Source organism: Streptomyces sp. NPDC058464 (genome assembly GCF_042721035.1).
Lineage (GTDB): Bacteria > Actinomycetota > Actinomycetes > Streptomycetales > Streptomycetaceae > Streptomyces.
Map to the genome: position 1 here is coordinate 1 of NZ_JBHXMA010000026.1, position 25,602 is coordinate 25,602.

Sequence of the window (25,602 nt, forward strand, 5' to 3'; positions counted from 1 at the left end):
GCCCGGCCGGGCCGCCTGCGCGGCCGGGCGCCGCAACCAAGCCCTCTGAGGACCTACTTGGGCCCGTCCGGTCCGTCCGCGTCGAGCGCCGCCGCCCGCAGGGCGGCCGCCACCCGGGTGACCGCCTCGGCCGGCGGGTGCGGCAGCCGGGCCAGGAGCTGGCGGCGCTGCTCCTGGGGCCCGCCGCGCACCGGCAGGATCCGGACACCCGGCGGCACGGCGGAGACGAGGGCGCCCGGAATGGTGGTCAGGCCGCAGCCGGCGGCGACGAGATGGAGCTTGGCCAGCCAGTCCCGCGCGACGTGGGCTATCTCCGGCCGCTCGTCCAGGCCGGGCCACACGCCCATCAGCCGGTCCTCCCCGGACGCGGAGCCGACGATCCAGCGCTGCCCGCGCAGGTCGGCCACGTCGACGTAGTCGCCGCGGGCCAGGGGATGCCCGGCCGGCAGCGCGAGACACAGGGCGCGTTCGGTGAGGGTCTGGAGCACCAGCGGGGGCGATTCCGCGTCCGGTGCCCGGAACGGGGGCGCCGAGGCGAGCAGGGCCAGGTCGATGCTGCCCGCGCGCAGGGCACGCACCAGTGCGGGGGTGGTGCCCTCGCGGCCGACGACCCGGAGTCCGGGATCCGTCCGGCGGAGCGCGGTCAGGGCGCGGGGGACCAGTACGGCGCCCGCGGTGGGGAACCAGCCGAGGCGGACCGTCCCGGCCTCTCCGGGCAGCCCGGACAGTTCCCTCGCGGTCGCCTCGATCTCGTCGAGCACGGTCGTCGCGCGCCGCATCACGACGCGGCCGGCCGCGGTGAGCCGTACCCCGTCGCGCCGCCGCTCCAGCAGCTCCGCGCCCGCCGCCCGCTCGATCGCGGCGATCTGCCGGGACACCGCCGACTGGGTGTAGCCCAGCGAGGCGGCGGCCGCGGTGAAGGTCCCCTGTTCGGCGACCGCGCGGAAGACCCGCAGCGCGGTCAGTGACACATCGTTGAAGTCCATGATGTTTACGCATGCTAGCCGTGCGCAACTTTCGTTGGACTCATGAAGGCCTCGTTCCTAGCGTGGGAGGCATGAACGCTTCCCGCATCGCCCTGGTCACCGGCGCGAACCAAGGCCTCGGCCGCGCCCTCGTCGAAGGACTCGCCGCCGGGCTGGGCCCGGACGACCTGGTCCTGCTCACCGGACGCGACCCCGGCCGCGTGACGGACGCCGCCGTCGAGGTCGCCGGCCGGCCCGGGACCCGCGCCCGCGTCGAGGGCCGGGTCCTGGACGTCACCGACACCGACGCGATCGCCCGGCTCGCCGAAGACCTCCGGGCCCGCTACGGCGGGGTGGACATCGTCATCTCCAACGCGGTCGCCCGGGTGCTGCCCGGGGACTCGCAGTCCGAGCGGGCCGACGAGTTCATCGACGTCTCGAACACCGCCACCCAGGCGGTCCTGCGCTCCTTCGGCGCGGTCCTGCGCCCGGGCGGCCGGCTGCTGGTGGTCGCCAGTTCGCTCGGCACCCTCGGCCACCTCGACCCGCGGCTGCACCACCTGTTCGACGGCGCGAGCCTCGACCAGGTCGAGTACGCCGTCGAGTCCTGGCGCAGCGCCGTCCACAACCGGACCGCCACGGAGGCGGGCTGGCCGGTCTGGCTGAACGTGCCCTCGAAGGTGGCCCAGGTCGCCGCCGTCCGCGCGGTCGCCGCAGACCGCCGGGAGCAGGACCTGGCCGGCGGCACCCTGGTCGCCTCCGTATGCCCCGGCATGGTCGACACCGCCACCTCCCGCCCCTGGTTCAGCGACTTCAGCGGGGCCCAGTCCCCCGCCGAGGCCGCCCGCGCGGTGCTCGACCTGGTCTTCGCCGAACAGGTCGACCCCGCCCTCTACGGGGAGCTGGTCCGCTTCGGCAAGCCGCTGCCCTGGCACGAGGGCACGCCTCCGGTGGAGCAGGACCGTCTCGTGACACCGTGAGCGGCGACGGGCCGCCGGGGCCGACTCCCCGGCGCCGGTAGCGCAGTTCGGCGCGGTCGCCGTGAAACGCTGACCGGGACGCGTGCATCCGAGCCCGTCGAGGAGGACGTCGTATGCCACCCCTGGTCGACCCGGTACCCGGTGGGAGCCCCGGCGATCTCGCCCGGGCCCATGCCCTCGCCCACGAGCTCTCCGCGCAGGGTGTGCGCGGGATCGTGCTGGCCTATGTGGACACCGCCGGGATCTGCAGGGTGAAAACCGTCCCCTGGCAGGGGCTGCAGCCGGCGGTGGCCTGGGGCGTCGGCATGTCCCCGGTGTTCGACACCTTCCTGGCGAACGACGCGATCGTGCGTACCGACGTCCTCGGCTCGCCCGACGGCGACCTGCGCCTCTACCCGGACCTGGACCGGCTGGTGGTGCTGGCCGGGCAGCCCGGCTGGGCCTGGGCCCCCGTCGACCGGCTCACCCAGGAGGGCGACCGGCACCCCGGGTGCAGCCGCGCCTTCCTGCGCAGGGTCGTCGCCGACGCCGAGGACCGGCACGGCGTCACCTTCAGGGCGGGCATCGAGATCGAGTGGACGCTCGGCCGGGCCGCGGCACCGGCCGACGAGTTCGTGCCGGCGACCTCGGGCCCGGCGTACGGCGCCGCCCGGCAGATCGAGCTGAGCGACTACGCCGCCGACCTGCTCGGGGCCCTGGAGAAGCAGGAGGTGCCGGTCGCCCAGTTCCACCCGGAGTACGCGCCCGGTCAGTTCGAGCTCTCCACCGGCGCCCTGGACCCGCTGGCGGCGGCCGACCAGAGCGTGCTGGTACGGCAGACCATCCGCGCCGTCTCGCAGAAGCACGGCCTGCGCGCCTCCTTCGCCCCGGCCGTCGCCGAGCGGGGCGTCGGCAACGGCGGCCACCTCCACCTCTCGCTCTGGCGCCACGGCGTCAACCTGCACGCCGGGGGCGACGCCCGGTACGGCATGACGGCCGCGGCGGAGTCCTTCATCGCCGGGCTGCTGACGCACCTGCCCGCGCTGACGGCGGTGACCGCGCCGAGCCCGGCCAGCTATCTGCGGCTCAAGCCCTCCCAGTGGGCGGGCGTCTTCACGGCCTGGGGCCGGGAGACCCGCGAGACCGGGGTGCGGGTCGTCACCGGCACGGCCGGCCACCAGGCCCAGGACGCCAACCTGGAGATCAAGCCGGTCGACCTGGCCGCCAACCCGTATCTGGCCCTCGGCTGCGCCATCGCCGCCGGACTCGACGGGCTCGCCTCGGCCGCGCCGCTGCCCGAGGAGGTCACCGACGACCCGGCCCGGCTGATCCCGGACGAGGCGGTGGCCCGGGGGGTGCGCCGGCTGCCGACCTCGCTCCCCCAGGCCGTCGAGGAGTTCCGCGAGAACGAGGTGCTGCGCACCGCGCTCGGCCCGGTCCTCGCCGACGCGGTGATCGCCGTACGCGAGGGCGAGACGGGGTCCGTCGCCGGCCTGGACGACGCCGGGGTGGCCGCGGCCTACCGCTGGAAGTACTGATGCCGGGACCGATCCGGGAAGCCTTGGACGCGCTGCCCCTCGTCGACCACCACTGCCACGGCGCGGTCACCGCCGACCTCACCGGGCCGGAGTTCGAGTCGCTGCTGACCGAGGGCGCGGCCTGGCCGGGCGTGTCGCCGTTCGACAGCCCGGCCGGCATCGCCGTACGACGGCACTGCGCGCCCGTGCTCGGCCTGGACCGGCACGCGCCCGCCGCCGACTACCTGGCGCGGCGGGCCGAGCTGGGCTGGCAGGAGGTCAACCGCCGGTTCCTGGCGGCCGCGCACACGGAGACGTTCTGCGTGGACACCGGCTACGCTCCGCACCCGGTCACCTCCCCCGCCGAACTCGCGGCGGCGGCCGGCGCGCGTGCGTACGAGGTCGTACGGCTGGAGAGCATCGCCGAGGCGGTCGCCGCGCAGGGCATCGACGCGTCCGGGTACGCGGCCGCCTTCCGGGCGGCGGCCGAGGAGGCGGTACGGCGGCCGGGTGTGGTCGCGGTCAAGTCGGTGGCCGCCTACCGCACCGGCTTCGCCCTGGACCCGGCGCGGCCGTCGTACGCCGAGGTGACCCGCGCGGCCGCGCTGTGGTTCGCCCGGGGCGGCAGGCTCACGGACCCGGTGCTGATGCGTCATCTGCTGTGGACCGCCGTCGGACTCGGGCTGCCGCTCCAGCTCCACGCCGGTTTCGGCGACTCGGACCTGCGGCTGCACCACGCGGACCCGGCCCTGCTCACCGACTGGCTGCGGCTGACCGTGGGCACCGTCCCGGTGCTCCTGCTGCACTGCTGGCCCTACCAGCGCCAAGCCGCCTACCTGGCCGCGGTGTTCGAGCATGTGCACCTCGACGTCGGCCTCACGCTGCACCACGTGGGCCCGGCCCGGGCCGGGGCGGTCCTGGCGGAGGCGATGGAGATCACTCCGTTCCGCAAACTCCTGTACAGCTCGGACGCTTATGGTGTGGCCGAGTTCCACCACCTCGGCGCGCTCTCCTTCCGGCAGGGACTGGCCGGAATGCTCCAGGACCGGGTGGACGCCGACGAACTGAGCCCGACCGACGCGGTGCGGATCGCCGCCTGGACAGGACGTGACAACGCCCGTCGCCTCTACGGACTTCCCGCATCCGACCCCGGCCGCGACTGACCGCGCGCCCCACCCGGAAAGTATGATCAAGCAATGTCTGACATGACCGAAACCACGCCCGGTTGGCTCTCCTCCGACGAGCTGGAGATGGCTCGCGCCCGTATGCCGATCCTGTACGTGGAGGCCGTGCCGGTACGCGTCGACGACAGCGGCGAAGTCACCAGCATCGGACTGCTGCTGCGCATCGGACCGGACGGAACCGTCAGCCGGACCCTGGTCTCCGGCCGGGTCCTGCACCACGAGCGGGTCCGCGACGCCCTGCTGCGCCATCTGGAGAAGGACCTCGGCCCGGTCGCCCTGCCCCGGGTGCCGACCTCGCTGCAGCCGTTCACGGTGGCCGAGTACTTCCCGACGCTGGGCGTCACCCCGTACCACGACCCGCGTCAGCACGCGGTGTCGCTGGCCTACATCGTGCCGGTGACCGGTGACTGCCGGCCCCGGCAGGACGCCCTGGACCTGGTGTGGGTCAGCCCGCAGGAGGCGGTGTCCGAGGCCTTGCAGGGCGAGATGCCCGGCGGCCACGGGGTGCTGCTGAAGCAGGCGCTGGCCCATGTGGGGTTCGTGAGCTAGGGGGTCGCCCCGGGCACCGGGCCGGTGTGCCGCCGACGGCGTTCAGCCGAGCTGTTCGGCGGCCCAGCGGGCCCACTCCCGCTCCATCTCGGCCCAGCGCAGGCCGTATTCCAGGGCGATCCGGCCGTTGGCGGTCAACGGCCCCTCGTCCTGCTCCAGTTCGGTTCTCAGCTCCGCGAGCCGGTCGTGGTAGTCCCCGGCCAGCTCCGCCCGCTCGGCGAGGACCGCGCGGGCCTGCTCGTCCGAGCCCAGGTTGAAGAAGAACACCTTGAGCAGGAGTTCGCTGCGGCGCGGCTGCTGCTGTGTCGGGGCGACCAGCCACTCCCGCAGTTCCTTGAGCCCCTCCTCCGTGACCCGGTACTCCTTGCGCCGGCGCGGGCCCTCGGCGGACACGTCGACCAGGCCGGCCTCCGCGAGCCGGTTCAGCTCCCCGTAGACCTGGCTCTGGGTGGCCGGCCAGACGTGCGCCAGCGAGGTGTCGAACAGCTTCAGCAGGTCGTAGCCGCTGGCGGGGCGGTCGACGAGGAGTCCGAGGAGTGCGTGGCGAAGGCTCATGCCTCCATCGTAAATCCAACATTGACAGATTCGGTAAGACATCTTTGCTTCGACCTGTCGATACTGGAATGTCAACCGGAATGTCAGGCTCCGGGCTCTCGGCAGTGGGAGCCGTTCGGGATCTCCTGCTCGGTCCAGATGCACTTGGCGTCGCTGAGGTAGCGGGCGCCCCAGCGCCGGGACAGGGCGGCGACCAGCTGCAGGCCGCGGCCGCCCTCGTCGGTGTAGGTGGCGTGGCGGATGCGCGGGGTGCTGAGGCTGCCGTCGTAGACCTCGCAGGTCAGGATGCGGCTGCGCAGCAGCCGTAGCCGCATGGGGCCCTTGGCGTGCCGGATCACGTTGCCGACCAGCTCGCTCACGAGGAGTTCGGTGGTCATCGACAGGTCGTCCAGGCCCCACCGGGAGAGCTGGTCGCGGACGATCTCCCGGGCCTGGCCGGCCGCCCGGGGGTCGTCGGGCAGACCGAAGGAGGCGATGTCCCCGGCGGGCAGGGCCCGGGTGTGGACAATGAGCAGGGCCGCGTCGTCGTTGGTGTGCTCCCGGTCCGGCAGCAGTTCCGCGACGACCGTGTCGCACAGCTCCTCCACGCCCCGGACGTCCTCCTCCTGGTCGGCGCCGCTGAACCGGGCCGGGCGGACCCCGGCGCCGCCCAGGACACGCACCAGCTCGGCCAGGCCCTGCTCGGCGTCCTGGGCGTCGGATTCGATGAGCCCGTCGGTGCACAGGACGACCAGGCTCCCGTCCGGGAGCGGGAGTTCGTGCACGGCGAACGGCGGGGTGGCGGCGCCGAGCGGCGGATCGGGGCTCACGACGGGGCTCCGGACGGTGCCGTCGGGATGCACGAACACCGGCGGCGGATGCCCGGCGAGGGAGTAGCAGCAGGTGCGGCCGACCGGGTCGTAGACGGCGTAGAGGCAGGTGGCGTAGAAGTCCTCGCCGAGGTCGCTGACCAGGTCGTTGAGGTGGCCCAGCAGCTCGTCCGGGGCCATGTCTAGGTCGGCGAGGGTGCGTACGGCGGTGCGCAGCCGGCCCATGGTGGCGGCCTCGGCGATGCCGTGGCCCATCACGTCGCCGACCACGAGGGCGACCCGGTCGGCGGAGAGCGGGATCACGTCGAACCAGTCGCCGCCCACCTGTTCACCGCGGCCCGCCGGAAGGTAGCGCGCGGCCGCGACGGCGGCGGGCAGCCGCGGCAGGGTCCGGGGCAGCAGGGCGCTCTGCAGTTCCTGGGCGCGGGCGTGCTCCAGGTCGTACAGGCGGGCCCGCTCCAGCGCCTGGCCGACCAGGGCGCTGAACGTGGTCAGGTGGGCGCGATCCTCCTCACTGAAGAGGCGCGGCTGGTTGTACGACAGGACCGAGACCCCGACGGCCCGCCCGGAGGCGATCAGCGGCAGGAACGCCCAGGCCATCTTGGGCGAGGTCCCCATCAGGATCTTGTCCGTGACGGCGGAATAGCGCTCGTACATCTGGGTAGGCGACTCCATGAACTGCGGCCTGCGGGTGCGCAGCACGTCGGTGACGGGCATGCCGGCGTTGAGCGGGCCCTCGAACCGCTTGAGGTAGTCCTCCGGGTAGCCGACCTCGCCGACCCTGGTCAGCCTGCCGTCCTCGAACACGGAGACGACCAGCCCGTCGGCGCCGAACGGCGACAGGACGTGCTGCGCCACGGCCCGTACGACGTCCTGGACGGTCACGGCCTCGGCGAGCGTCGCGGTCAGCGCCATCGTCCGGGCCGTGCGCCCGTGCCCGGGCAGGGGTTCCCGGTGCGGCGACCTCCCGGCGGCGAAGTCCAGGCACTCGGCGGTCCAGGCCGCCACCGCGTGCAGGAAGGACAGCTGTATGTCGTCGGGCTCGCCGGTTCCGGGCACCAGCAGTACCGAGAGCGCGCCGACGGGCCCGGCGGCTCCGATCAGGGGGACCGCCACCGTACCGGCCGCGCCGGTCCCGAGGCCGTCCCCGGCCGCCTGGACGAGGACGCCGCGGCGCAGTGCACAGGACGGCGGTACGTCCTGTTCCTCGCGCAGCTCCGCCCAGGGCCGCGCCGCCTCGGCGTCGACACCGTCCACCGCCACCAGGGTCAGCCGGCCCGCCCCGGGATCCCACCGGTGCAGGAGGGCACCCTGTCCCCCGACACCCGCCACCGCCTGCCGGAGGGCCAGCGCCAGTGCCCTCGCCCGCGCCCCCACGGCCGGGGACGACTCGGGTTCGGCCCCCTCCGGACGGTTCGGGCACATAACGACAGGTTAACGCGGCAGGTCGGAGCGACCACCGGGACCGGCGGACCCGGTCGGGCCGGTCATCCCCGGGACAGTGCGGCGCGCAGCGCCTCGTCGATGCCGGGCTGCCGGAAGGTGAAACCCGCCTTGAGCAGACCGGCCGGAACGGCCCGGCAGCTGCCCGTGATGCCCTCGGAGAACTCGCCGAGGACGATCCGCAGCGCGAAGGCCGGCACGGCGGCGAGGGTGGGCCGGTGCAGGATCCGGCCCGTCGCCCGGGTGATCTCGCGGTTCGTGAGCGGCTCGGGGGCCGTGAAGTTGAGGGGGCCGGCGAGGTCGTCGTGGTCGATCGCGTGGCGCAGGGCGGCGATGTGGTCGGGCAGTGAGATGAACGGCCAGAACTGGTCTCCGGAGCCGAGCCGGCCGCCGAGGCCGAACCGGAAGAGCGGGAAGAGCCTGCCCCAGGCGCCGCCGTCCGCGGAGACCACGAGACCGGTGCGCGGGTGCACGACCCGGACGCCGGCCTCTGCGGCCGGCGCGGCGGCGGACTCCCAGCCGACGCAGACGGAGGCCAGGAAGTCGCTTCCGGCCGGGTCGGACTCCGTGACGACGCGGTCTGCGGTGTCGCCGTAGTAGCCGGTGGCCGAGGCCGAGATCAGCACCCGGGGCGGTACGGCGGCCTCGGCACAGGCCTCGGCGACGGTCCGCGTCCCCCGGAGGCGGCTGAGGCTGATCTCCTGCTTGTACGCCGCGGTCCAGCGCCGGTCGCCGACCCCCGCTCCGGCCAGGTGCACCACGGCGTCGACACCGTCCAGGACGGCCGGGTCCAGCCGGGCGCCGGGCTCCCACGGCGCGGATTCGCTCCCGTCCGCCGCCCGGGCCGCGGTCCGCCCGCGGGTCAGACGCAGCACGCGGTGGCCGTCGGCGAGGAGGGAACGGGTGAGGGCGGAGCCGATGAGTCCGGTGGACCCGGTGATCGCGACGCGCATGACGTTCTCCGATGAGCGATTTGTTTGAGAGTTCAAACCCTCGGTCGCCAGAGTACGCCGACCGGTCCCGAGGGACGCGCCCACCCCTGAAGGCAACCACCCACCAACCCGCTCTGTCCTGCATAATGAAACCGGCGTCCTTGTTTGCAGAACAATAGTGGCCTACTGTGGAACGGCGTCCAGGTGGTGAAGGTCTCCGCACACAACGGCCCCGATTCCCACCCGCCACAACCGGAAGGTCAGTTCATGCGCTACGTCTCGTACTTCCGTGACGGAACACCCCATGCGGGACTGGTCGACGGTGACGACGTCGTTCCCCTTCTGGGCGTCGGAGCCCTGGGGCGGGACACCCCCAAGGAGGTACTCGCCCGGCCCGACCTGGACGAGTCCGGTCGCGTCCCGCTCGCGGACGTGACGCTCCGGCCGGTCGTCCCCGAACCCCAGAAGATCTTCTGCGTGGGGCTGAACTACCGGTCCCATGTCACCGAGACGAAGCGGGAACTGCCGACCTACCCGGTGCTGTTCACCAAGTTCCCGACGAGCCTGATCGGCCCGGACGACCCGATCCTGGTCCCCGCCGAATCGGAACAGGTGGACTACGAGGCCGAACTCGCCGTGGTGATCGGGCGCACCGCGCGCCGGGTGACCCCCGCGGACGCCTTCGACGTGATCGCCGGCTACACCATCGCCAACGACGTGACGATGCGCGACTACCAGTACAGGACCCACCAGTGGCTGCAGGGCAAGGCCTGGGACGCGAGCACGCCGCTCGGCCCCTGGCTGGTCACCGAGGACGAGATCGGGGAGCGGGTCGGGAAGCTAGCGGTGAGCCTCACCCTCAACGGGGAGGTCCTGCAGTCCTCCGACACCTCCCGGCTCATCTTCGACATTCCCACGCTGGTGAGCACCGTCTCCGAGTTCACCACCCTGCTCCCCGGCGACGTCATCCTCACCGGCACGCCGGGCGGGGTCGGTTTCCGCCGGGATCCCCAGGTCTTCCTGACCCCGGGCGACCGGGTGGCCGTGGTCATCGACGGCCTGGGCGAACTCACCAGCACCGTACGGTCCGAGACCGCCGCCGACGCGGGCTGACCTCGCCCCGACCACACACACTCTCACCGACAGGAGCGGCGCACACCATGGCCATCACCGGACTGGGCCACACCGGCCTCTGGGTCAACGACCTCGACACCATGCGGGACTTCTACACCCGGCTGCTGGGACTGACGGTCACCGACGAGGACCCCGACCTCGGCATCGTCTTCTTCAGCTCCCAGCCCGAGGAGGAGCACCACGAGTTCGTGCTGCAGCGCGGGCGGACCGCGCCGGACGGCGCCAAGCTGACGCATCAGATCTCCTGGCGCGTCGACTCGCTGGAGACGCTGGTCGCGTTCCACCGGCGGTTCCGCGACGAGGGGATCCGCGTGCAGCAGGAGGTCACGCACGGCAACGCCTACGGCATCTACTTCTTCGACCCCGAGGGCAACCGCAACGAGGTGTACCTCCGGGTGGAGCGGGACGTGCGCCAGCCGTTCCGCAAGACCCTCGACCTGGACCTGCCGCTGGAGGAGATCCACGCCGAGGCCGAACGGCTGCTCAGCGACGGCGGCAAGGCGTACCAGCCGGTGCAGTAGCCGTACCGCCCGCGCCGTCAGCCCTCGGCGAGCGCCAGTACGTCGCTGATGCGGCGGGCCGCGTCGAGGACCATCTCCCGCACCTCGGGGAGGCGTTCCGCCGGCACCCGGCGTTCGAGCGCCGCGACGCTGATCGCCGCGGTCACCCTGCCACGGGCGTCCCGCAGGGGGCCGCGATGCCGAGGATGTCCTGGTCGAGTTCGCCGCGGGAGACGCAGTAGCCGTCCTCCCGGATCCTGGCCAGGCGGGCGGTCAACTCCCCCACGTCCGTCAGGGTGTTGGGGGTGAACTTGGTCAGCGATTCCTTCGCCAGGAGGCTCTCGGCATCCTCCGGGGACAGCCAGGCGAGCAGGACCAGCGCGGAGGCGCCGGCGTTGATGGGGAGGATGCTGCCCCGCTCGTAGGAGATTCGGGCGGGGTGGTCGGCCTCGGACCGCTCCAGGCAGATGGCGTTCCCGCCGACGCGCCGGGTGAGCAGCACGGTCTCCCCCACGCGGTCGCGGAGTTCGTCCATCACGGGCAGGGACGCCTCGGACAGCCCGTACGCCCTGCGGGCCAGCCGGGCCAGTTCCAGGACCCGGGGGCCGAGCCGGAATCCGCCCTGCGGACTCTCCTCCAGGAATCCCCCGCCGACCAGGCTCTGCAGATAGCGGTAGGCCGTGGACCGGGCCGTCCCGAGTTCGGTGGCCACCTCCTGGCCGGTCAGGGTCAGCCGGGAGGCGGTGAAGAGGCCGAGGATGTCCAGCGCCCGGTCCGCGGTGGAGTTGCGCTCTCGGTAGTGACCGGAGCCTCCGGCCGTCTTCTCGGTCTCGCGTCCTGTCTTGCAGGACAGTGTAACCGCGCCGTCGTCGGTCGCCCGCCAGCTCAGCCCCACGAACCGGTCGACGTGACCGCCATGCCGGTCGGCCTGCCGTCGTCCGCCAGGGCACAGACGGCGATGACTCCGCTGGGGAAGCAGCCGGACGCATGGCGCAGCCTGCGCGGGTCCAGCCCCTCGTCCTCGCCGGGGCGCACCCAGCCACCCGGCAGCCCGTGTTCTTCGATCGCCACCTCGGTCATCACCCGTTCCTCTTTTCTTTCTCCTTGTGCGTGTCGAGGGGGAGGGCGAGCAGGCCGGTGGCCGTCGCCCGGTGGAGAGCGGCGGCAGGCACCTGCGCGCTCAGGGCTTCCCGGCCGAGCCGGCGGCAGGATGTCCGGCCCGCGCCGTCCAGCGGTCGATCGCGGCGGCCACGGGCCCCTCGGCGCCGGGCTGCCAGGCGGCGGCGATCACATGGTCCGGCCTGACCAGCAGGAAGCCGCCGCGGTGCGGTGCGAACGCCTCGTCGAGCATGCCGTCCACGTCGACCAGGACCTCGACCCCGTCCGGTACGGCGTCGGGGAGTTCGTCGGCGACGCACACATGCACGCGCGCCGCGCCGAGGGCCTCCGCGAGTCCGCCGGCGGCCCGCCAGGCCTGCCCGGTGACGCCGACGCCGAGCACCGACCACCGGTAGCCGGTGACCGCGTCCAGGTACCGGACCTCGCTCGCCGCCATGGCGAAGGCCCGTGGCTGCGGGACCGGGCGGCCGACGACCTCGGCGGTCTCCGGGGCGGGGGCGACGAGGCCGCGGGTGAGGTGCATCGACGGGCGGTAGCGCATCTGCTCGAAGAAGTCCCGTCCCTCGTCCGTGGCGAGCGCCTCGGCGACGATGCGGTCACGGGACTCGGCCAGGCGCCGCGAGGTGGTCATCACGACCCGGCCGAGCTTCTCCGACAGCCGTACCGATGCCCGGGCGTGCGGCGCGCGCTCCGCCTCGTAGCTGTCGAGAACCGCGGCATCGAGTCTGCCGTGCAGCACGTCGGCGAGCTTCCAGCACAGGTTGGCCACGTCCCGCAGCCCGGAGTTGAGGCCCTGGCCGGCGAACGGCGGCATCATGTGCGCGGCGTCCCCCGCGAGGAAGACGTCGCCCTCGCGCCAACGGTCGGCGAGCAGGCCGTTGAACTGGTAGACGACGGCGCGTTCGACCTCGTCCGGGGTGATCTCGCGGTACGGCGCGAGGAGTTTGGCGATCAGCTCCGGCCGGGGCGTCTCACCGGGGAGGCCCTCCCCGGGAAAGAGCAGGAACTCGTACCGGCAACGGCCGTTCCTGCCGGGGATGATCACCGTGGGGCGCTCCGGGATGCCGAGGTGCATCCCGTACCTCTCGCGGTGCGGGTCGCCGAGGGTGTCGGCCACCAGCCACGGCTCGTCGTAGGAGCGACCGCTCATCGTGATGCCCAGGGACTGGCGGACGGTCGACCGTCCGCCGTCGGCGCCGATGACGTACCGGGAGGTGATCGTGTCGTCGCCGGCGTCGGACGCGACACGGACCGTGACGCGTCCGCCGTACTGGTCGATCCCCGTCACCCGGGTACCGAAGCGCAAGTCGACGCTGGGGTCCGCGTGCAGTACCGAGGACAGCACGCGTTCCAGGTCGGGCTGCGCGAAGGGGTTCTTGAACGGGTGGCCGAGGCGGTAGGGCCCCGGACCACGCGCGTGGAAGGACATCGCGCCGTTCCGGTCGAAGTACCTCGTGCCCGTCCCCGGGGAGACGATGCGCAGCACGGCGTCGCCGGCTCCCGCGTCGGCATAGGTCCGCAGCGACTCGTCGTCGATGCTGATCGCCTTCGGGTCACCGCTCGTCGTGTTGTTCGCCTCGAGCACGACCGCCCGGACACCGCTCGCAGCCAGCAGTGCCGCCGCGGTCATGCCGACCGGCCCCGCCCCGACGATGACGACTTCCTCCATCACCCACCTCAGAGATCGGTCCTGATATTCGGGTCATCAGAATCGTAATACAGGACATCGAGCTGCAGCCACCCTTGGAGGCGTGCGATATTCCCGAAAATCAGGACCTTTCGCCTGCATTTCGAGACGGTTGCCGCATAGCCGACGGCCCGAGTCGCTCGACTCGGGCCGTCCGGTCTTCATTGCGTCAGTTCGAGTCCTGCTGAGCGACCGCGTGGCCGAGAACCGTGTGGTCGGCCCAGTTGCCGTGGAATCCGAAGGGGACCCGGCTGGGCAGCTTGACCCGGGCCAGCGGGGTGTGGCGCAGGTCGGCGGCGTCGTGGACGAGGAGTTCGCTCAGGCCGGTCTCGCGGTTCCACCACAGGGTGAGGAGGTAACCGTCGTCCTCGGCGGTCGCGTTCTCGCGTGCCACGAAGACCGGCTCACCCGGGTTGGTGAGATGGTCGGGACCCTCGACCACGGTGGTGGCGTCGCGGAGGTAGTCGTGCTTGGCGAGGCCGTCGGTCATGGTGTCGGCGGCCAGGGCACGGGTGGTGACGAAGTATCCGTAGCGGTGCCGGCGTCCGGTGACGGCGTCATTGATCCGCGGGAACTCCCCGGCGGTGCCGCCGGTCATCTGCTCCGTCGCCCGGCCGGTGGCCAGGTCGACGCGCCAGCGGTGCGGCAGCGCGGGCGGGAACCAGGAGTGGGAGCCGACCGGGGTGTGCAGGCGGTCGGCGGGGGTGCCCAGGCGGGTGATGCGGTGCCCGTCGATGACGACCTGGCCGTCCTGTTCGTAGGCGTTGTAGAAGTGCGTGTTGGCCCAGTGCCCGCCCACCTCGTGCCAGGTGACGGCATGCGTGCGACGGTCCATGAGCACGATCTGCACGCCGTGCGGAAGCGATGCCTCGTCCCAGACGACGCCGGGTTCGCCGCGCATGATGTGGTCGAAGCGGAACTGGGCCGGGGTGACGAAGAAGATCGCGTAGTTGTCGCTGACGGCGAAGTCGTGCATCAGCACCGGCACCTTGATGTCGAAGGTGTGGCTGTCGACGACCTGGCCGGTCTTCACGTCCGCCCGGTACCAGGTGATGGTGGGCCCGGTGGCGGCGAAGAACAGCAGGTCGCCGCTGTCGGGGTCGGTCTTGAAGTGGGCGGTGCACAGGACGTCGATGCCGCCGTGGAAGTCGTAGGTGCCCTGCGTTTCCAGGGTTTCGGGGTGCATCGAGTACGGCAGGCCGCCCTCGAAGTAGACCAGCAGGTGGTCGTCGAAGATGCCCACGTTGGTGTTGGCGACGTTCTTCGCCGACGGGGCGCCCTCGGGGAGGGGGCCGGGAGCGGGGGTGCCGTTGGCGAAGCCGCTGTAGACCGCCTCGCCCTGTTCGACCTCGAACTTCATGGAGTCGGTCAGCGCCCAGCGGGTGCGGTAGGCGGCCCGGCCCTCGCGCAGGTAGATGCCGCAGACCATGCCGTCGCCCTCCCACCAGTGGTAGCGGTCGGGGTCGCGGGGCTCGAAGCGGGGGTTGGCGGAGATCCGGAACAGCGCCCCGGCCAGGTCGGCCGGGATCTCGCCGTCCACTTCCAGGTCGTAGGCCTCGCTCTCCTCGGTCCAAGGGGTGAAGGGACCCTCCAGGAACTTGTTGCCGGGCGCCCAGCCGGCGGCGTCCTGAGGCAGCCGCGGAGCCGGCGGCTGGGCGGCGGCACGCGGGGCGATAGTCATCGGGTCCGGCAGCGGATGGCCGGGGCGAGGGGCGGTGGTGGTCATCTGTGTACTCCCGTTTGCGGGTGAATCGGTTCGGGGCGCTCACGGCCCTCGCGGTGCGACCGGGTCAGCCCGGGCGCCGGCAGCCCGGTCTGCGCGGTGGCTCGGGCTGCGTGGTGGCTCGGGCTGCGTGGTGGCTCGGGCTGCGTGGTGGCTCGGAAGCAGTGGTTCAGAAGGGGTACGCCGGGATCTCGCCGCGGACGGTCACCCACTGCTGTTCGGTGAAGGCTTCGAGGTTGGCGAGGGTGCCGCCATGGCGGGAGCCGTTGCCGGACGCGCCGACGCCGCCGAAGGGGATGGTGGCCTCGTCGTTGACGGTCTGGTCGTTGATGTGGACCAGCCCGGTCGGGATCCGGTCGGCCAACGCCAGGCCCTTGGCCACGTCCCGGGTCAGGATGCCCAGCGACAGCCCGTACTCGGTGTCGGCGGCCAGCCGCGCGGCCTCGTCCAGGTCCCGGAACGCCACCACCGGCGCGACCGGACCGAAGATCTCCTCCGCGTACGCGCGCGCGGTCAGCGGCACGTCCGCCAGCACCGTCGGCCGGTAGAACAGTCCCTCGAAGGTGCCGCCCGCCGCCAGCCGCGCCCCCGCCGCCACGCTGTCCGTCACGATCGCGTGCGCCGACCGCAGCTGCCGGTCGTCGATCATCGGGCCCAGGGCGACCTGACCGGTGGCCGGGTCGCCGACCGGTGCCGCGTTCGCGTGCTGGGCCAGCAGGTCGGCGTACTCACCGGCGACGGAGGCGTGCACCAGGTGGCGGCTGGAGGCCATGCACACCTGGCCGGAGTGGTGGAAGGAGCCGAAGGCGCCGGCGGAGACGGCCTTCTCCAGGTCGGCGTCGTCCAGGACGATCAGCGCGGAGTTGCCGCCGAGTTCGAGGTGCACCCGCTTGAGGTTCTGCGCCGCGGCCGCGGCGATCGCCTTCCCGGCCCGCGTGGAGCCGGTGAACGCGATGACGGGCACGCGCGGGTCGTCGACCAGCGCCGCGCCGACGTCGGCGCCGCCGGGCAGCATGTGCAGCACGCCCTCCGGGAGCCCCGCCTCCTCGAAGACCCGGGCGATGGCGACACCGCCGCAGACCGCGGTGCGCGGGTCCGGCTTGAGGACGACGGCGTTGCCGAGCGCCAGAGCCGGGGCGACCGCGCGCATGGCCAGCACCATCGGCGCGTTGAACGGGGATATCACCCCGACCACACCCACCGGGCGCCGCCGGGAGAACGACAGCCGCTCCTCCAGCGAACGCAGCACCTCACCGTAGGGGGCCGCGGCCAGCGCGGCGGCCTCGTAGCACTCCTCCGCCGCGCCGTTGGCGGTCTGGAAGTCCGCGAACGGCCGCAGAGTGCCGGCCTCGCGGACGATCCACTCCGCGATCTCGGCATGGTTCTCCTCGAAGAGGCGCGCGGCCCGCCGCAGCACCTGGGCCCGCTCGAGGTAGGGCCGTGCCGCCCACTCACGCTGGGCGCGCACCGCCTGCTCCACGGCTTTGCCCAGGTCGGCAGGGGTGGCGGCGCCGACCCGGCCCAGCGTCTTCCCGGTGGCCGGCTCGGTGGAGTCGTAGGACTCGCCCGCCCCCTTCACCCAGCCACCGGAGAAGATCCGGCCCTGCCAGTCAGCCGCATCCAGGAAAGTCATGGTGTCCCCTTTCCGCAGAACACCGTTCGGCGTCCTACATAGTCGGACTTGCTATTCGCCATACAGGACACTCTCTTCAGGGAGAGGGTATGTCAAGGGCTCGGTTCGATTGGACTGAACTGTACAGTTCACTTGATGGCCAGGGCACATCCGAGACATTCCTCAGCGATGTCGACGCGCTCGGCTGTCGCTTCCGGTTCGCCGGCGCCTTCTCGGACGGGTCCCAGTGTTCGACCAGCTGTCCGTCCCGGACCCGGAAGACGACCGGTGCGAACGCGTCGTACGTCGCGCCCGGTGCGGCGGGGTCCGGCAGGCGGCGCTGGAGCAGCATCGAGACCAGGTCGTCCTCGACCACGAACCCGACCGGGACGGGCGGCGCGGAGAGCAGCGGTCCGGTGCGGAAGGCGGTGGCCAGACCCTCGCGGCCGTCGGCTCCGGGCGCCGGGCCGGTGCCGGAGTAGCGTCCGGCCGCCCAGCCCCGCCCCGACATGCCACGCCAGCCGACGATCGACAGCAGCCGCCGATCGACAGTCGATCGACCATCGCCGAGGAGACGACAGCCCAGCTCGGGCCGTTCCCGTACTGCGCGACGTTCGACCCGTCGGGCCGCTACGTGGCCGTCTGCGACGCGGGCAACGACACGGTGACCGCCCACCAGCCGGACGAGGACCACGGCAGGCTCTTCGCGGAGCCGGGCGCCGTCCTGTCGCTTCCCCCCGGTACCGAGCCCCGGCAGCTCGTCTTCCACCCCACGGGCGAACTGGCCTACACCAACGGCGAGTCCAGCCTCAGTCCGACGCCCCTGGGCTTCGACGCCCGACAGGGGACATTCACCGAGCTCGACCGGGTCGAGATGCTCACCGAGGAGCCGAGAGCCGCGACGGCGGGCAAGCGGCTCGGCTCCGCGGAACTGGTGCTCGACGACACGGCACGGTACCTCTACGTGTCCAACCGCGGCACGGACACGATCGCCGTGTTCGGCGTCGAAGAGGACCCCGGCCGGCCGCAGTTGCTCGACCAGATCGCCGGTGGCGGCTCGGGACCGAGGCACATCGCGCTGAGCCCGTGCGGGCGCTTCCTGTACTCGGCCCACCAGGGCAGCGCCTCCGTGACGCAGTTCGCCGTCGACGGGAAGTCCGGAGCGCTCCGGGCCATCGGCTACCACGTGCGGGTACCGGCGCCGACCTGCATCGCCTTCGCCTGACAGCACGCGGTGCGGCACGTTGCCCACCGCCCTGGGCAGGCGTCCGCACCGCTTGCCTTCTTCTTCCGCTCCAGCGGCAGGTATCCGGCTGCCGGCTCGGTACACGGGTTTTCATCTCGAGACACGGGCCGGCGATCGACCGCCGGCCCGCCCAGGCCAGGGTGATACTCAGGCCCATCCCAGCACGTAGAGGACAACCGTCGGAATTGTCCCGCCGTACAGCTTCCACAGCAGCCCAGTGCGGTTGCACCCCTTCCTAATGGACGGTGTACAGCAGGGCGGGAGCCACGGCCGATGCGGCGACTGTCGTACTGACCTGCCCCAGGAATTCCGTCGAGTGGCCCTGCCACACCACGGCGACCAGGAGGCGAAGTGATATCGCCTCCCCCAGAGACATGGCGCCGACACCCCTACTCGGCAGGTTGCTCGAAATCGCCCGGCTGAAAATTCCCGCCCATGCTGACGCGCTTGATCCTGCCGTTTTCCATCGTGTAGTGGATCACGCCCTGCTGCCGCATGACCTGGCCCTTTTTGACGCTTACACCCATGTAGTCCGCATCCCTTTTGACCGCAAAGGTGCTTTGAATCTTGGCCGCGACCGCATGCTCATCAGCCACGAACCATATGAGTTCAGGGCTCTCGCTCATGATCTCATGAATACTCTTGAACGCGGCGTCGATCGCCTCGACCCCTTGCAGGAGCATGGTGGAGCCATCGGGTGTCGGGAATTCCATCGCGGCTCCGGGTGCGTAGTACTCCTTCCATGCGGGATCCGACTCCATAAAAAGTCGCAAATACCTCTCGTAATCGGCTCGGGTCATGACGGGATCGACCCTGTCGTTGTGCAAGCTCATCACTTCGTTCTCCTTTTGCTGGAGCACGTCATGTCGTCATGCCGGCCGGGCGGTTGTGGTCGGGCGTGTTCTCGGTCCGCCACGGGGGCGGGAACTTCGGAAGCACGGCCGCGAGGACTGCGCCGACCACCGTCAGGGCGGTGAGGATGAGCACCGGCGCCGTGTAGCTCCCGGTCGCGGTCTCCGCCGCGCTGACCACGACCGGCGCCACGCCGAGAAACAGCGTGGAGATCGCCAGCGTCAGCCCTTGCAGCTGTGCGAACGACGCGAGGCCGAAGTACCGCGCGATGAGGAACGGGCCCAGCGCCGACTCCGCGCCGGTGGCGAAGCCGAGGAGGATCATCGCGACGAACAGCAGCGGCGTCGAGCCGTGGTTGGCGAGCGCGATCGCGAGCCCTGCCGGCACCGCCCCGAGCATCGGGACCACCACCCAGGGCCGGTCGGTCCGGTCCAGGACCATTCCACCGACGAGTAGCCCCACGACCGACGCGGCGAACAGCGCGGACAGGGCCAGTGAGACCGTCGGCTCGTCGAATCCGCGCTCGCCGAAGAAGTCGACCGCGTTCTGCCGCACGGCCATGGGACCCGCTGCCGCGAAGGCGAGGGAGATCGCGATGGTGATCCAGACGCGCGTCGGTATCGCCTTGCGCAGCGGGATGCCCGGGAGGGCGGGCAGCGCTGTTTCGCGCTCCGCCGTATGCGGTTCCCCCGGCTCCGAGACGAGGAAGACGGCGGTGGGGATCGCCACGAGCGCGATCACCGCGGCCACCAGGAGGTAGGTGCCCTTCCAGCCGAGCCCGGCGCCGCCGTCGATCAACCACTGGAACAGCGGTGAGAGCACCGCGGAGGCGAGGCTCGAGACGACGCCGATGAGGGCGAAGCCGATGCCCTTGTGCTGGGGCAGCCAGGTCGAGACCACCTTGAAGACGACCCCGAGACTCGCCATGAAACCGAACACGGACGCCAGGACCAGCACGACCGTCAGCAGCGGCGTGCTGGATCCGCACAGCGGGACGAGGGCTGTCAGCGCGGCGTAGAGGACGGTGGCGGGGACCGCGACCCTGCGGGCGCCCAGTCGGTCCACCCAGCGGCCGGCGAAGGGCAGGACGACCGGCCCGACCAGCAGGGGGAGGGTGACGAACACGAGAATGCCGGCTGCCTTGGCGGTACCCGTGTCCTTGGCGAACGCCGGCACGATGAACGTCGTCATCGCACTGAGACCGGAGGGACTCACCAGCACGAGAAGCAGGCAGCCGGCCACCGCTGCCCTGGCCTTCGGCGGTGCCTTCCAGAGGTCGACGAGGTAGGACCTCCAGCCTGCCTCGGACGAGGACGGGACGAGGTCGCCCGTCGGCGCGGAAGTGGTCATGGAAATGCCTCCGTTACTCATACGTCGCGTCCCCATTGGCGCGACGAGTTGTTCAGAGGGCGTCTCGTCCGGCGCTGGCCCGCGGTTGTGGCGCCTGTGGAAGGCCACGTTCCTGACCAACCGCGGGTGCTCTCACGGCGAGTGGCGCCCTCTGCACCGACGCGGCCGCGGGGCGGCGGCCGTACCGGTACGGCGACCCGGAGGTGCCGGTGGCGATCGTGTGCATCGCCGGCTCTAGGCGCATGTGGGGTCAGCTGCCGCCCTGCTTCGGCCCGGCGGGGCCGGCCTCGCGCCGGTGTTCGACCGGGTGGAGCTGTGTGGTCCTCCGGGGGGTCATGCGGGGCGCGGCACCGGGCCGGGGAAGTTGCCGCTGGCCGGGGGCGGAGGCATCTTCGCGGGAGGCGGCGAGCTGAGCGCGGCAATCACCGGGAACGGCTCGAGGCCGAAGATGTCCCGGCCGTTGATCTCCGCCATCGGGTCGATCCGGAACGCCCCGTGGGTCGCCAGCACGTGCACGTCCCGGACGAAACGCTGGATCGGGTTGTTCAGGCCGACGGTCGAGGAACCGAGTGCCAGTTGCAGCCCGTCGATCACCTGCAGGCAGGCGTGGATCTGGTGGACGAGGTCCATCGTGATCTCGGGTTCGTCCCACGGGTGGAAGTCCTCGCCCGCCAGCGCGCGCCGGTCGATCTCGTCCGTCTGCCGCTCGATGACCGCCGCAGCCGTGTTGATGACGGCCCTCGCCTTCCCCGCCACGACCTGCGTCGAGGCCATGGCCGCCATGTTCGGATACGGCAGGTTGAACGGCGGCCGCTTGGCGGCCTGTTCGACGAAGGCGGCCAGAGCGCCCTCGGTCATGCCCAGCGCGAGCGCCGCGAAGGCCGTCGTCGTGGCGACCATGGTTCCGGTCGCGGAGTGCATGAACCCGAGTCCCTGGTACTTGCCGCGGAGCGCGTCCGTCCGCACGATCATGTCCATCGTGTGGATGACCCGGTACTCGGGGATGAACACCTCCTCGTGGGCCTGCACACTGTTGCTCGACGTGGCGCTCAGGCCCATGACCTTCCAGTCGTCGACGATCGTGTACTGGTCCTGGGAGAGGAGCCCCATCGCACGACGCCGTTCGCCGGTCTCGAGGTCGTCGTACTCGAATCCGACCGAGCCCCACTTCGCGATCTTGCAGCTGCTGCCGAACGCCCAGCGGCCCTTCACCATCCAGCCGCCCTCGACCTTGCGTCCGTCGCCGACCTTCGGCGCGAAGACGGTGGCGCCGAACAGGAGCGGTCCCCGCCAGGTCTCGATGTCGGCGAAGACCTCGTCCCTCACTCGGTCGTCGAAGGCGAGCGCCATCCGGGACGCACTGGAGACGATGGCCGTCCAGCCGGCCGACGCGTCGGCGCGTCCGAGTTCACGCACGACCTCCGCGGTGTCACGGGCGCCGAGCGCGAACCCGCCCAGCTCCACCGGGACGGTGATGCGGAACACCCCTATCTCGTGCAGCACCGAGACCGTCTCGGGCGTGAGCGTGCCCAGCAACTCGCCCTCGCGGGCGCGTTCGGCAAGGCCCGGCGCCGCCGCGCGCACCGCGTCGCGCATGCGCCGTCCCTCTTCGCTCAGATAGGGCGATTCGGGGAACCTGCTCACTTTGGGCAACGTCATGGTCATCTCAGTTCTCTTTCTTCATTCCTGGGCATCGCCGTACGCGTTCGGCGCGGCGCGTGGGAGGGAGGGGGACGCGAGCTGCAGCGACGGTCTGTGGTCGGGCCGGGATCGCTTCTCAGCTCTGCGGCAGCGGCGCAGCCATCTTCCGGAAGGCGCTCCAGTGTTCGGCGAGCTTGCCGTCACGCACCCGGAACACCGTCAGGATGTACCAGTCGTACGTCTTGCCCGGGCTCGTCGGGTCCGGCGTCGGCTCCTTCAGCATCACGCACGCCAGATCGCCCTCCAGGACCACGCTCACCACCGGGGGCGGGGTGCCGTTGCCAGTCGGGACGTGGCGGAAGTGCTCGATGAGGTTGTCCAGGCCGTTGCCGGGCGCGTTGGGGTCGTGCTGGACGTAGTCCTCGACGATGTAGCGCTTCATGACGTCGGCGACGTTCTCCTGCACCGTGTCGTCGCGCACCATGCGGGCGAGATCCGCCTCGAAGTCGATCAACAGTCGCTTGACGGCGGTCCGTTCGGGTGTGTCGGCCTGTGCGACGGCGGCCTTGTAGTCCTCGCGGTCGAGCCAGGTCCCGTACAGCTCGGGATCGTTGATGTGTGCGACGCCGTCGATGACGCTGAAGTCGTTCATGCGCGGATCGGCTCCTTGGGTCTGGACAATCGGGAAACAGGGGGCAGGCAGGCCCGGGATAAGGTGCCCGTTCGGCTCTCAGGAAGCGGGGGCGGGCGGCGGGCCCGGGCGCTTGGGGGGAGCGGTCTTGGTGGTGCCGCTCCAGTGCTCGGCGAGCCGCTTTCCGCGTACCCGGTAGGCGTCGTAGACGAAGTACGGGTACAGGGCGCCGCTGCCGTCGGGCTCCGGCTGGGGGAAGAGTCCGGCGAACACCACCATGTCGCCCTCCGCGAGGAGTAGCACCGGAGGGTTGCTCATCTCGGGCGGAGTCGGGACCGGGCCGTCGGGGAAGAGGCCGCGGACGAATGCCCGGAGTCCGGACCGGCCGGCCGGGTAGTGGGAGACGTGCTGGTGGTAGTCCTCGGCGACGAAGTCCGCGACGGCATCCGGGTTCTGCGCGTCGAACACGCAGCGGTAGAAGTCGAGCACCAGGCGTTTGTTCGCCTCGGGGTCGTTGTCGGGGGCGTCGTCGACGGTGACCGCGCGGGACGGTGTGCCGGGCTCGGGGAGCCGGGGCGGGGCGATCTTGTTGAGTGACGGCCAGCGTTCCGTGATGCGGCCGTCGCGGACGCGGTACGTGGTGAACGCGTAGTGGTCGAAGAGGGTTCCGGGATTGTCGGGATCCGGTTGCGGCAGGTAGTGGCAGACGCAGACCAGGTCGTCCTCGGCGACGACGAACGCGGGCTCTCGGGGCTCGGCCGGACGGCCCTGCTCGCGCTCGAACTCCTCGCGCAGGAACGCGGCGAACGCGTCCGCGCCGTCCGGGAGATCGGCGCCGTGCTGGACGAGGTCGGCGGTGACGTAGTCGGCGACCGCGTCGGCGTTGCGTGCCGCGAACACGTCGCCGAGGAAGCCGGTGATCAGCGGCTTGCCGGAGTTGCTCCCGTGGTCTGGTGCAGGGGCCATGGGACTGAGGCCTCCTTCCGTGGTCCGCCCGTGCGGAGCGGGACGTCGACTGAACTTTTCGGGCATCGCGCCTGGCGCGCTCCATCTACTGAACTGTACGGTTCAGTCCAAGTCAACCCGCGGGCACGGCCCCACCTCCACGGATCCGGGCGGCCTGCGGTCGGCGGTCAGGCGGCGGGCTCCGCGGCCCGCCCGTGGTTCTCCAGCCGCCGGAAGCGGCTGCCGTGGAAGACCAGGGGCTCGGACGCGGGCCGTGTCCACAGCCGGTCGATCTGCAGCAGCGCGATGCTGTGGTCGCCCGCCGGCACTTCGGCGCGCAGGGTGCAGGAGTACCAGGTGACCGCGCCGTGGAGGAACACCGCCCCGTCGTCGCTCTCCCAGCCCACCTCGGCGAACCGCTCCTCCTCCGGGCCGGCCAGGGCCCGGCACACCGATCCCTGCTCCTCACCCAGCACGCTCAGCCCCAGCCGCGGCGACTCCCGCAGCCGCGGCCAGGTCCTGGAGGAGAGTTGCAGGCACACCGACACCAGCGGCGGCTCCAGCGACACGGAGGTGAAGGAACTGACCGCCATGCCGGTGGGTCGGCCGTCGGCCATTCCGCACACGGCGGTCACTCCGCTGGGGAAGCAGCCGAACGCCTCCCGCAGGGTCCGGGTGTCCAGCGCGGTCGCGGGATCGGGCCGCGGCCCACGGCCCACGGCCCCGTGAGAAGCGTGAGGTTGGCTGCGCAAGGTCATCAGTCCTTTCTGGTACGGCCTGGTACGGCCTGGTACGGCACGGGGCGGAACACCGGCCGCAACGGGGGGTGTCCGACCCGTCAGGGGACGCCGGAGAGGCTCAGCCCACCTGGGGCACGCCGCCGGCGAACATCGGGAACGGTCCGAGACCGAGGGTCTGGCGGCCGCTGATCTCCGCCAGCGGGTCGAAGCGGATCGCACCGTGCGTGGCGAGGACGCGCACGTCACGGGCGAAGCGCTGGACGGGGTTCTTCAGGCTGACCGAAGAGGACCCCAGGGTGAGCTGGAGCCGGTCGATCGCCTCAGCGCACAGTTTCACCGCGTAGACGAGGTCCATGGTGATCTCGGTCTCCTCGTCGGCCGTGAAGTCCGTGCCGGCCAGGGCGCGGCGGTCCACCTCGTCGGCGTGGCGCAGGATCGTGTTCCCGGCGAGGTTGATCATCGCGCGGGCGGTGCCGGCCGCCACCTGGGTGGAGGGCATGTCCGCGACGCTCGGGTAGGGCACGTTGAAGGGTTTGCGGGCCTTCGCCTGTTCGACGAAGCACTCCAGCGTGCCGCGGGCCATGCCGAGCGCGATGGCGACATTGCTGAGGCAGGTGATGAGCATCAGCCCGCGTGTGCCGTTGCGGAAGCCGATGCCGGAGTAGCGCCGCTGCACACCGTCCATCACCGCGGGGAAGTCGGCGAGGTCGACGAAGCGGTGGTCGGGGACGAAGGTCTCCTCCTGGACGGTGACGCTGTTGCTGGAGGTGCCCTGAAGGCCCATCACCTTCCAGTCGTCCAAGATCGTGAACTGCTCGCGCTGCAGCAGGGCCATCCCCCGACGCGGTCGGCCCTCGGCGTCCTCGTAGCCCACACCGACGGCCGCCCAGGCCGCGTGCTTGCACCCGCTGCCGAACGCCCACGTCCCGGAGACCAGCCAGCCGCCGTCCGTACGGCGGGCGGATCCCACGCTGGTGGAGAACACCGAGGCGCCCACGGCGAGCGGGCCGACCCAGGTGTCGATCTCCTTGAACACCTCCTCGACGGTCTGCTCGGGGAATCCGAGGAGGTTGCGGATGCCGCCGGCCACGAACACCGTCCAGGCCGCCGAACCGTCGCCCTCGCCGAGCGCCGCGACGATCTCCACGGTGTCGCGGGCCCCGAGCGCGTACCCGCCCAGCTCGACCGGCAGACAGATCTTGAAGACGCCCGCCTCGTGCATCGCCCGGAGCGTCTCGGGCGGCAGGGCGCCGAGGGCCTCGCCTTCCCGCGCGTTCTTCCGCAGCAGGGGAACCAGGGCCAGCGACTCGTCCCGAACACGTCGGCCGACGTCGCTGAGGAACTCCGATTCGGTTCCGGCGGCGGGCGGGGGCTGCTTGCTCATGGATGGCTCCTTCGGGACGGAGGAACGGGACACCGCCGTCCACAGCGGGATTGCACTGAACCGTTCAGTACAGTTGGACCGTACGGTAGAGTCCAGTCCGTGGTCAACAGGCAGGAACAGGGCTG

Annotated in this window: 25 protein-coding genes; 7 read left to right on the plus strand and 18 right to left on the minus strand. The window is 71.6% G+C overall.

The features are described 5' to 3' along the window. Positions 1-53 precede the first annotated feature (53 nt). Entirely contained in the window at positions 54-986 is a 933-nt protein-coding gene (locus ACFWPQ_RS30575) for a LysR family transcriptional regulator (protein ID WP_384041712.1), read from the minus strand. A gap of 71 nt (positions 987-1,057) precedes the next feature. Here ACFWPQ_RS30575 and ACFWPQ_RS30580 point away from each other — a divergent pair, with 71 nt between their 5' ends. From ACFWPQ_RS30580 to ACFWPQ_RS30595, 4 genes are all read left to right on the plus strand, one after another. Beyond that, complete coding sequence (locus tag ACFWPQ_RS30580; RefSeq protein ID WP_384041714.1) at positions 1,058-1,945, plus strand: SDR family NAD(P)-dependent oxidoreductase; 888 nt, start codon at positions 1,058-1,060, stop codon at positions 1,943-1,945. A gap of 113 nt (positions 1,946-2,058) precedes the next feature. Continuing rightward, the gene (locus ACFWPQ_RS30585; RefSeq protein ID WP_384041718.1) at positions 2,059-3,462 is read left to right on the plus strand and encodes a glutamine synthetase; all 1,404 of its coding nucleotides are present in this window, start codon (positions 2,059-2,061) and stop codon (positions 3,460-3,462) included. After that, the gene (locus tag ACFWPQ_RS30590; RefSeq protein ID WP_384041721.1) at positions 3,462-4,604 is read left to right on the plus strand and encodes an amidohydrolase family protein; all 1,143 of its coding nucleotides are present in this window, start codon (positions 3,462-3,464) and stop codon (positions 4,602-4,604) included. The genes ACFWPQ_RS30585 and ACFWPQ_RS30590 overlap by 1 nt, the downstream gene beginning before the upstream one ends. A 42-nt stretch (positions 4,605-4,646) precedes the next feature. Next, the gene (locus ACFWPQ_RS30595; RefSeq protein ID WP_361291052.1) at positions 4,647-5,174 is read left to right on the plus strand and encodes an NUDIX hydrolase family protein; all 528 of its coding nucleotides are present in this window, start codon (positions 4,647-4,649) and stop codon (positions 5,172-5,174) included. 42 nt (positions 5,175-5,216) lie between these two features. Here the strand turns inward: ACFWPQ_RS30595 and ACFWPQ_RS30600 are convergent, their stop codons facing one another. The 3 genes from ACFWPQ_RS30600 to ACFWPQ_RS30610 form a co-directional block, all read right to left on the minus strand. Continuing rightward, complete coding sequence (locus tag ACFWPQ_RS30600; RefSeq protein ID WP_361290699.1) at positions 5,217-5,729, minus strand: PadR family transcriptional regulator; 513 nt, start codon at positions 5,727-5,729, stop codon at positions 5,217-5,219. Between the two features lie 83 nt (positions 5,730-5,812). Continuing rightward, positions 5,813-7,963: a SpoIIE family protein phosphatase gene (locus tag ACFWPQ_RS30605; protein ID WP_384041724.1), complete on the minus strand. Its 2,151-nt coding sequence runs from the start codon at positions 7,961-7,963 to the stop codon at positions 5,813-5,815. A 62-nt stretch (positions 7,964-8,025) separates the two neighbouring features. Next, positions 8,026-8,934 carry a TIGR01777 family oxidoreductase gene (locus tag ACFWPQ_RS30610; protein WP_384041727.1) on the minus strand — a complete coding sequence of 303 codons (909 nt, stop codon included), beginning with the start codon at positions 8,932-8,934 and terminating at the stop codon, positions 8,026-8,028. A 246-nt stretch (positions 8,935-9,180) separates the two neighbouring features. Here ACFWPQ_RS30610 and ACFWPQ_RS30615 point away from each other — a divergent pair, with 246 nt between their 5' ends. Both ACFWPQ_RS30615 and ACFWPQ_RS30620 read left to right on the plus strand, forming a co-directional pair. Next, complete coding sequence (locus tag ACFWPQ_RS30615) at positions 9,181-10,026, plus strand: fumarylacetoacetate hydrolase family protein (protein WP_384041730.1); 846 nt, start codon at positions 9,181-9,183, stop codon at positions 10,024-10,026. A gap of 47 nt (positions 10,027-10,073) precedes the next feature. Then, positions 10,074-10,568: a VOC family protein gene (locus tag ACFWPQ_RS30620; RefSeq protein ID WP_384041733.1), complete on the plus strand. Its 495-nt coding sequence runs from the start codon at positions 10,074-10,076 to the stop codon at positions 10,566-10,568. Positions 10,569-10,585: 17 nt separating this feature from the next. Here the strand turns inward: ACFWPQ_RS30620 and ACFWPQ_RS30625 are convergent, their stop codons facing one another. The 6 genes from ACFWPQ_RS30625 to ACFWPQ_RS30650 all read right to left on the minus strand — a co-directional run bounded on the left by ACFWPQ_RS30625 (position 10,586) and on the right by ACFWPQ_RS30650 (position 16,709). Next, on the minus strand, positions 10,586-10,714 hold the full coding sequence (locus ACFWPQ_RS30625) for a hypothetical protein (RefSeq protein ID WP_384041736.1): 129 nt from the start codon (positions 10,712-10,714) through the stop codon (positions 10,586-10,588). Next, positions 10,711-11,442, minus strand: coding sequence for an IclR family transcriptional regulator (locus ACFWPQ_RS30630; RefSeq protein ID WP_384041739.1), 732 nt, complete (start codon positions 11,440-11,442; stop codon positions 10,711-10,713). Before ACFWPQ_RS30630 ends, ACFWPQ_RS30625 begins: the two co-directional genes overlap by 4 nt. Further along, a complete protein-coding gene (locus ACFWPQ_RS30635) occupies positions 11,433-11,627 on the minus strand; it encodes a hypothetical protein (protein WP_384041742.1) in 195 nt (64 codons plus the stop codon). The genes ACFWPQ_RS30630 and ACFWPQ_RS30635 overlap by 10 nt, the downstream gene beginning before the upstream one ends. Positions 11,628-11,727: 100 nt before the next feature. After that, on the minus strand, positions 11,728-13,335 hold the full coding sequence (locus ACFWPQ_RS30640; protein ID WP_384041745.1) for a bifunctional 3-(3-hydroxy-phenyl)propionate/3-hydroxycinnamic acid hydroxylase: 1,608 nt from the start codon (positions 13,333-13,335) through the stop codon (positions 11,728-11,730). A 187-nt stretch (positions 13,336-13,522) separates the two neighbouring features. Beyond that, positions 13,523-15,079, minus strand: coding sequence for a carotenoid oxygenase family protein (locus ACFWPQ_RS30645; protein WP_384041748.1), 1,557 nt, complete (start codon positions 15,077-15,079; stop codon positions 13,523-13,525). A 166-nt stretch (positions 15,080-15,245) separates the two neighbouring features. Further along, positions 15,246-16,709 (minus strand): benzaldehyde dehydrogenase, encoded by a 1,464-nt coding sequence (locus ACFWPQ_RS30650; RefSeq protein WP_384041751.1) that lies wholly within the window; start codon positions 16,707-16,709, stop codon positions 15,246-15,248. Positions 16,710-16,935: 226 nt separating this feature from the next. Between ACFWPQ_RS30650 and ACFWPQ_RS30655 the strand changes: the two genes are divergently transcribed. Next, complete coding sequence (locus tag ACFWPQ_RS30655; protein WP_384041752.1) at positions 16,936-17,913, plus strand: lactonase family protein; 978 nt, start codon at positions 16,936-16,938, stop codon at positions 17,911-17,913. A 256-nt stretch (positions 17,914-18,169) separates the two neighbouring features. Here the strand turns inward: ACFWPQ_RS30655 and ACFWPQ_RS30660 are convergent, their stop codons facing one another. The 8 genes from ACFWPQ_RS30660 to ACFWPQ_RS30695 form a co-directional block, all read right to left on the minus strand. Further along, positions 18,170-18,310 (minus strand): hypothetical protein, encoded by a 141-nt coding sequence (locus ACFWPQ_RS30660; protein WP_384041755.1) that lies wholly within the window; start codon positions 18,308-18,310, stop codon positions 18,170-18,172. A 13-nt stretch (positions 18,311-18,323) separates the two neighbouring features. After that, positions 18,324-18,767, minus strand: a complete 444-nt coding sequence (locus ACFWPQ_RS30665; protein WP_384041757.1) for a nuclear transport factor 2 family protein — start codon at positions 18,765-18,767, stop codon at positions 18,324-18,326. A gap of 28 nt (positions 18,768-18,795) precedes the next feature. After that, on the minus strand, positions 18,796-20,136 hold the full coding sequence (locus ACFWPQ_RS30670) for an MFS transporter (RefSeq protein ID WP_384041760.1): 1,341 nt from the start codon (positions 20,134-20,136) through the stop codon (positions 18,796-18,798). Between the two features lie 333 nt (positions 20,137-20,469). Beyond that, positions 20,470-21,801: an acyl-CoA dehydrogenase family protein gene (locus ACFWPQ_RS30675; RefSeq protein WP_384041762.1), complete on the minus strand. Its 1,332-nt coding sequence runs from the start codon at positions 21,799-21,801 to the stop codon at positions 20,470-20,472. Positions 21,802-21,913: 112 nt separating this feature from the next. Next, on the minus strand, positions 21,914-22,429 hold the full coding sequence (locus ACFWPQ_RS30680; protein ID WP_384041765.1) for a nuclear transport factor 2 family protein: 516 nt from the start codon (positions 22,427-22,429) through the stop codon (positions 21,914-21,916). 78 nt (positions 22,430-22,507) lie between these two features. Continuing rightward, positions 22,508-23,374 carry a nuclear transport factor 2 family protein gene (locus tag ACFWPQ_RS30685; protein ID WP_384041767.1) on the minus strand — a complete coding sequence of 289 codons (867 nt, stop codon included), beginning with the start codon at positions 23,372-23,374 and terminating at the stop codon, positions 22,508-22,510. 167 nt (positions 23,375-23,541) lie between these two features. After that, positions 23,542-24,072 (minus strand): flavin reductase family protein, encoded by a 531-nt coding sequence (locus ACFWPQ_RS30690; protein ID WP_384041770.1) that lies wholly within the window; start codon positions 24,070-24,072, stop codon positions 23,542-23,544. Between the two features lie 139 nt (positions 24,073-24,211). Then, entirely contained in the window at positions 24,212-25,477 is a 1,266-nt protein-coding gene (locus ACFWPQ_RS30695) for an acyl-CoA dehydrogenase family protein (RefSeq protein WP_384041772.1), read from the minus strand. Positions 25,478-25,602 lie beyond the last annotated feature (125 nt).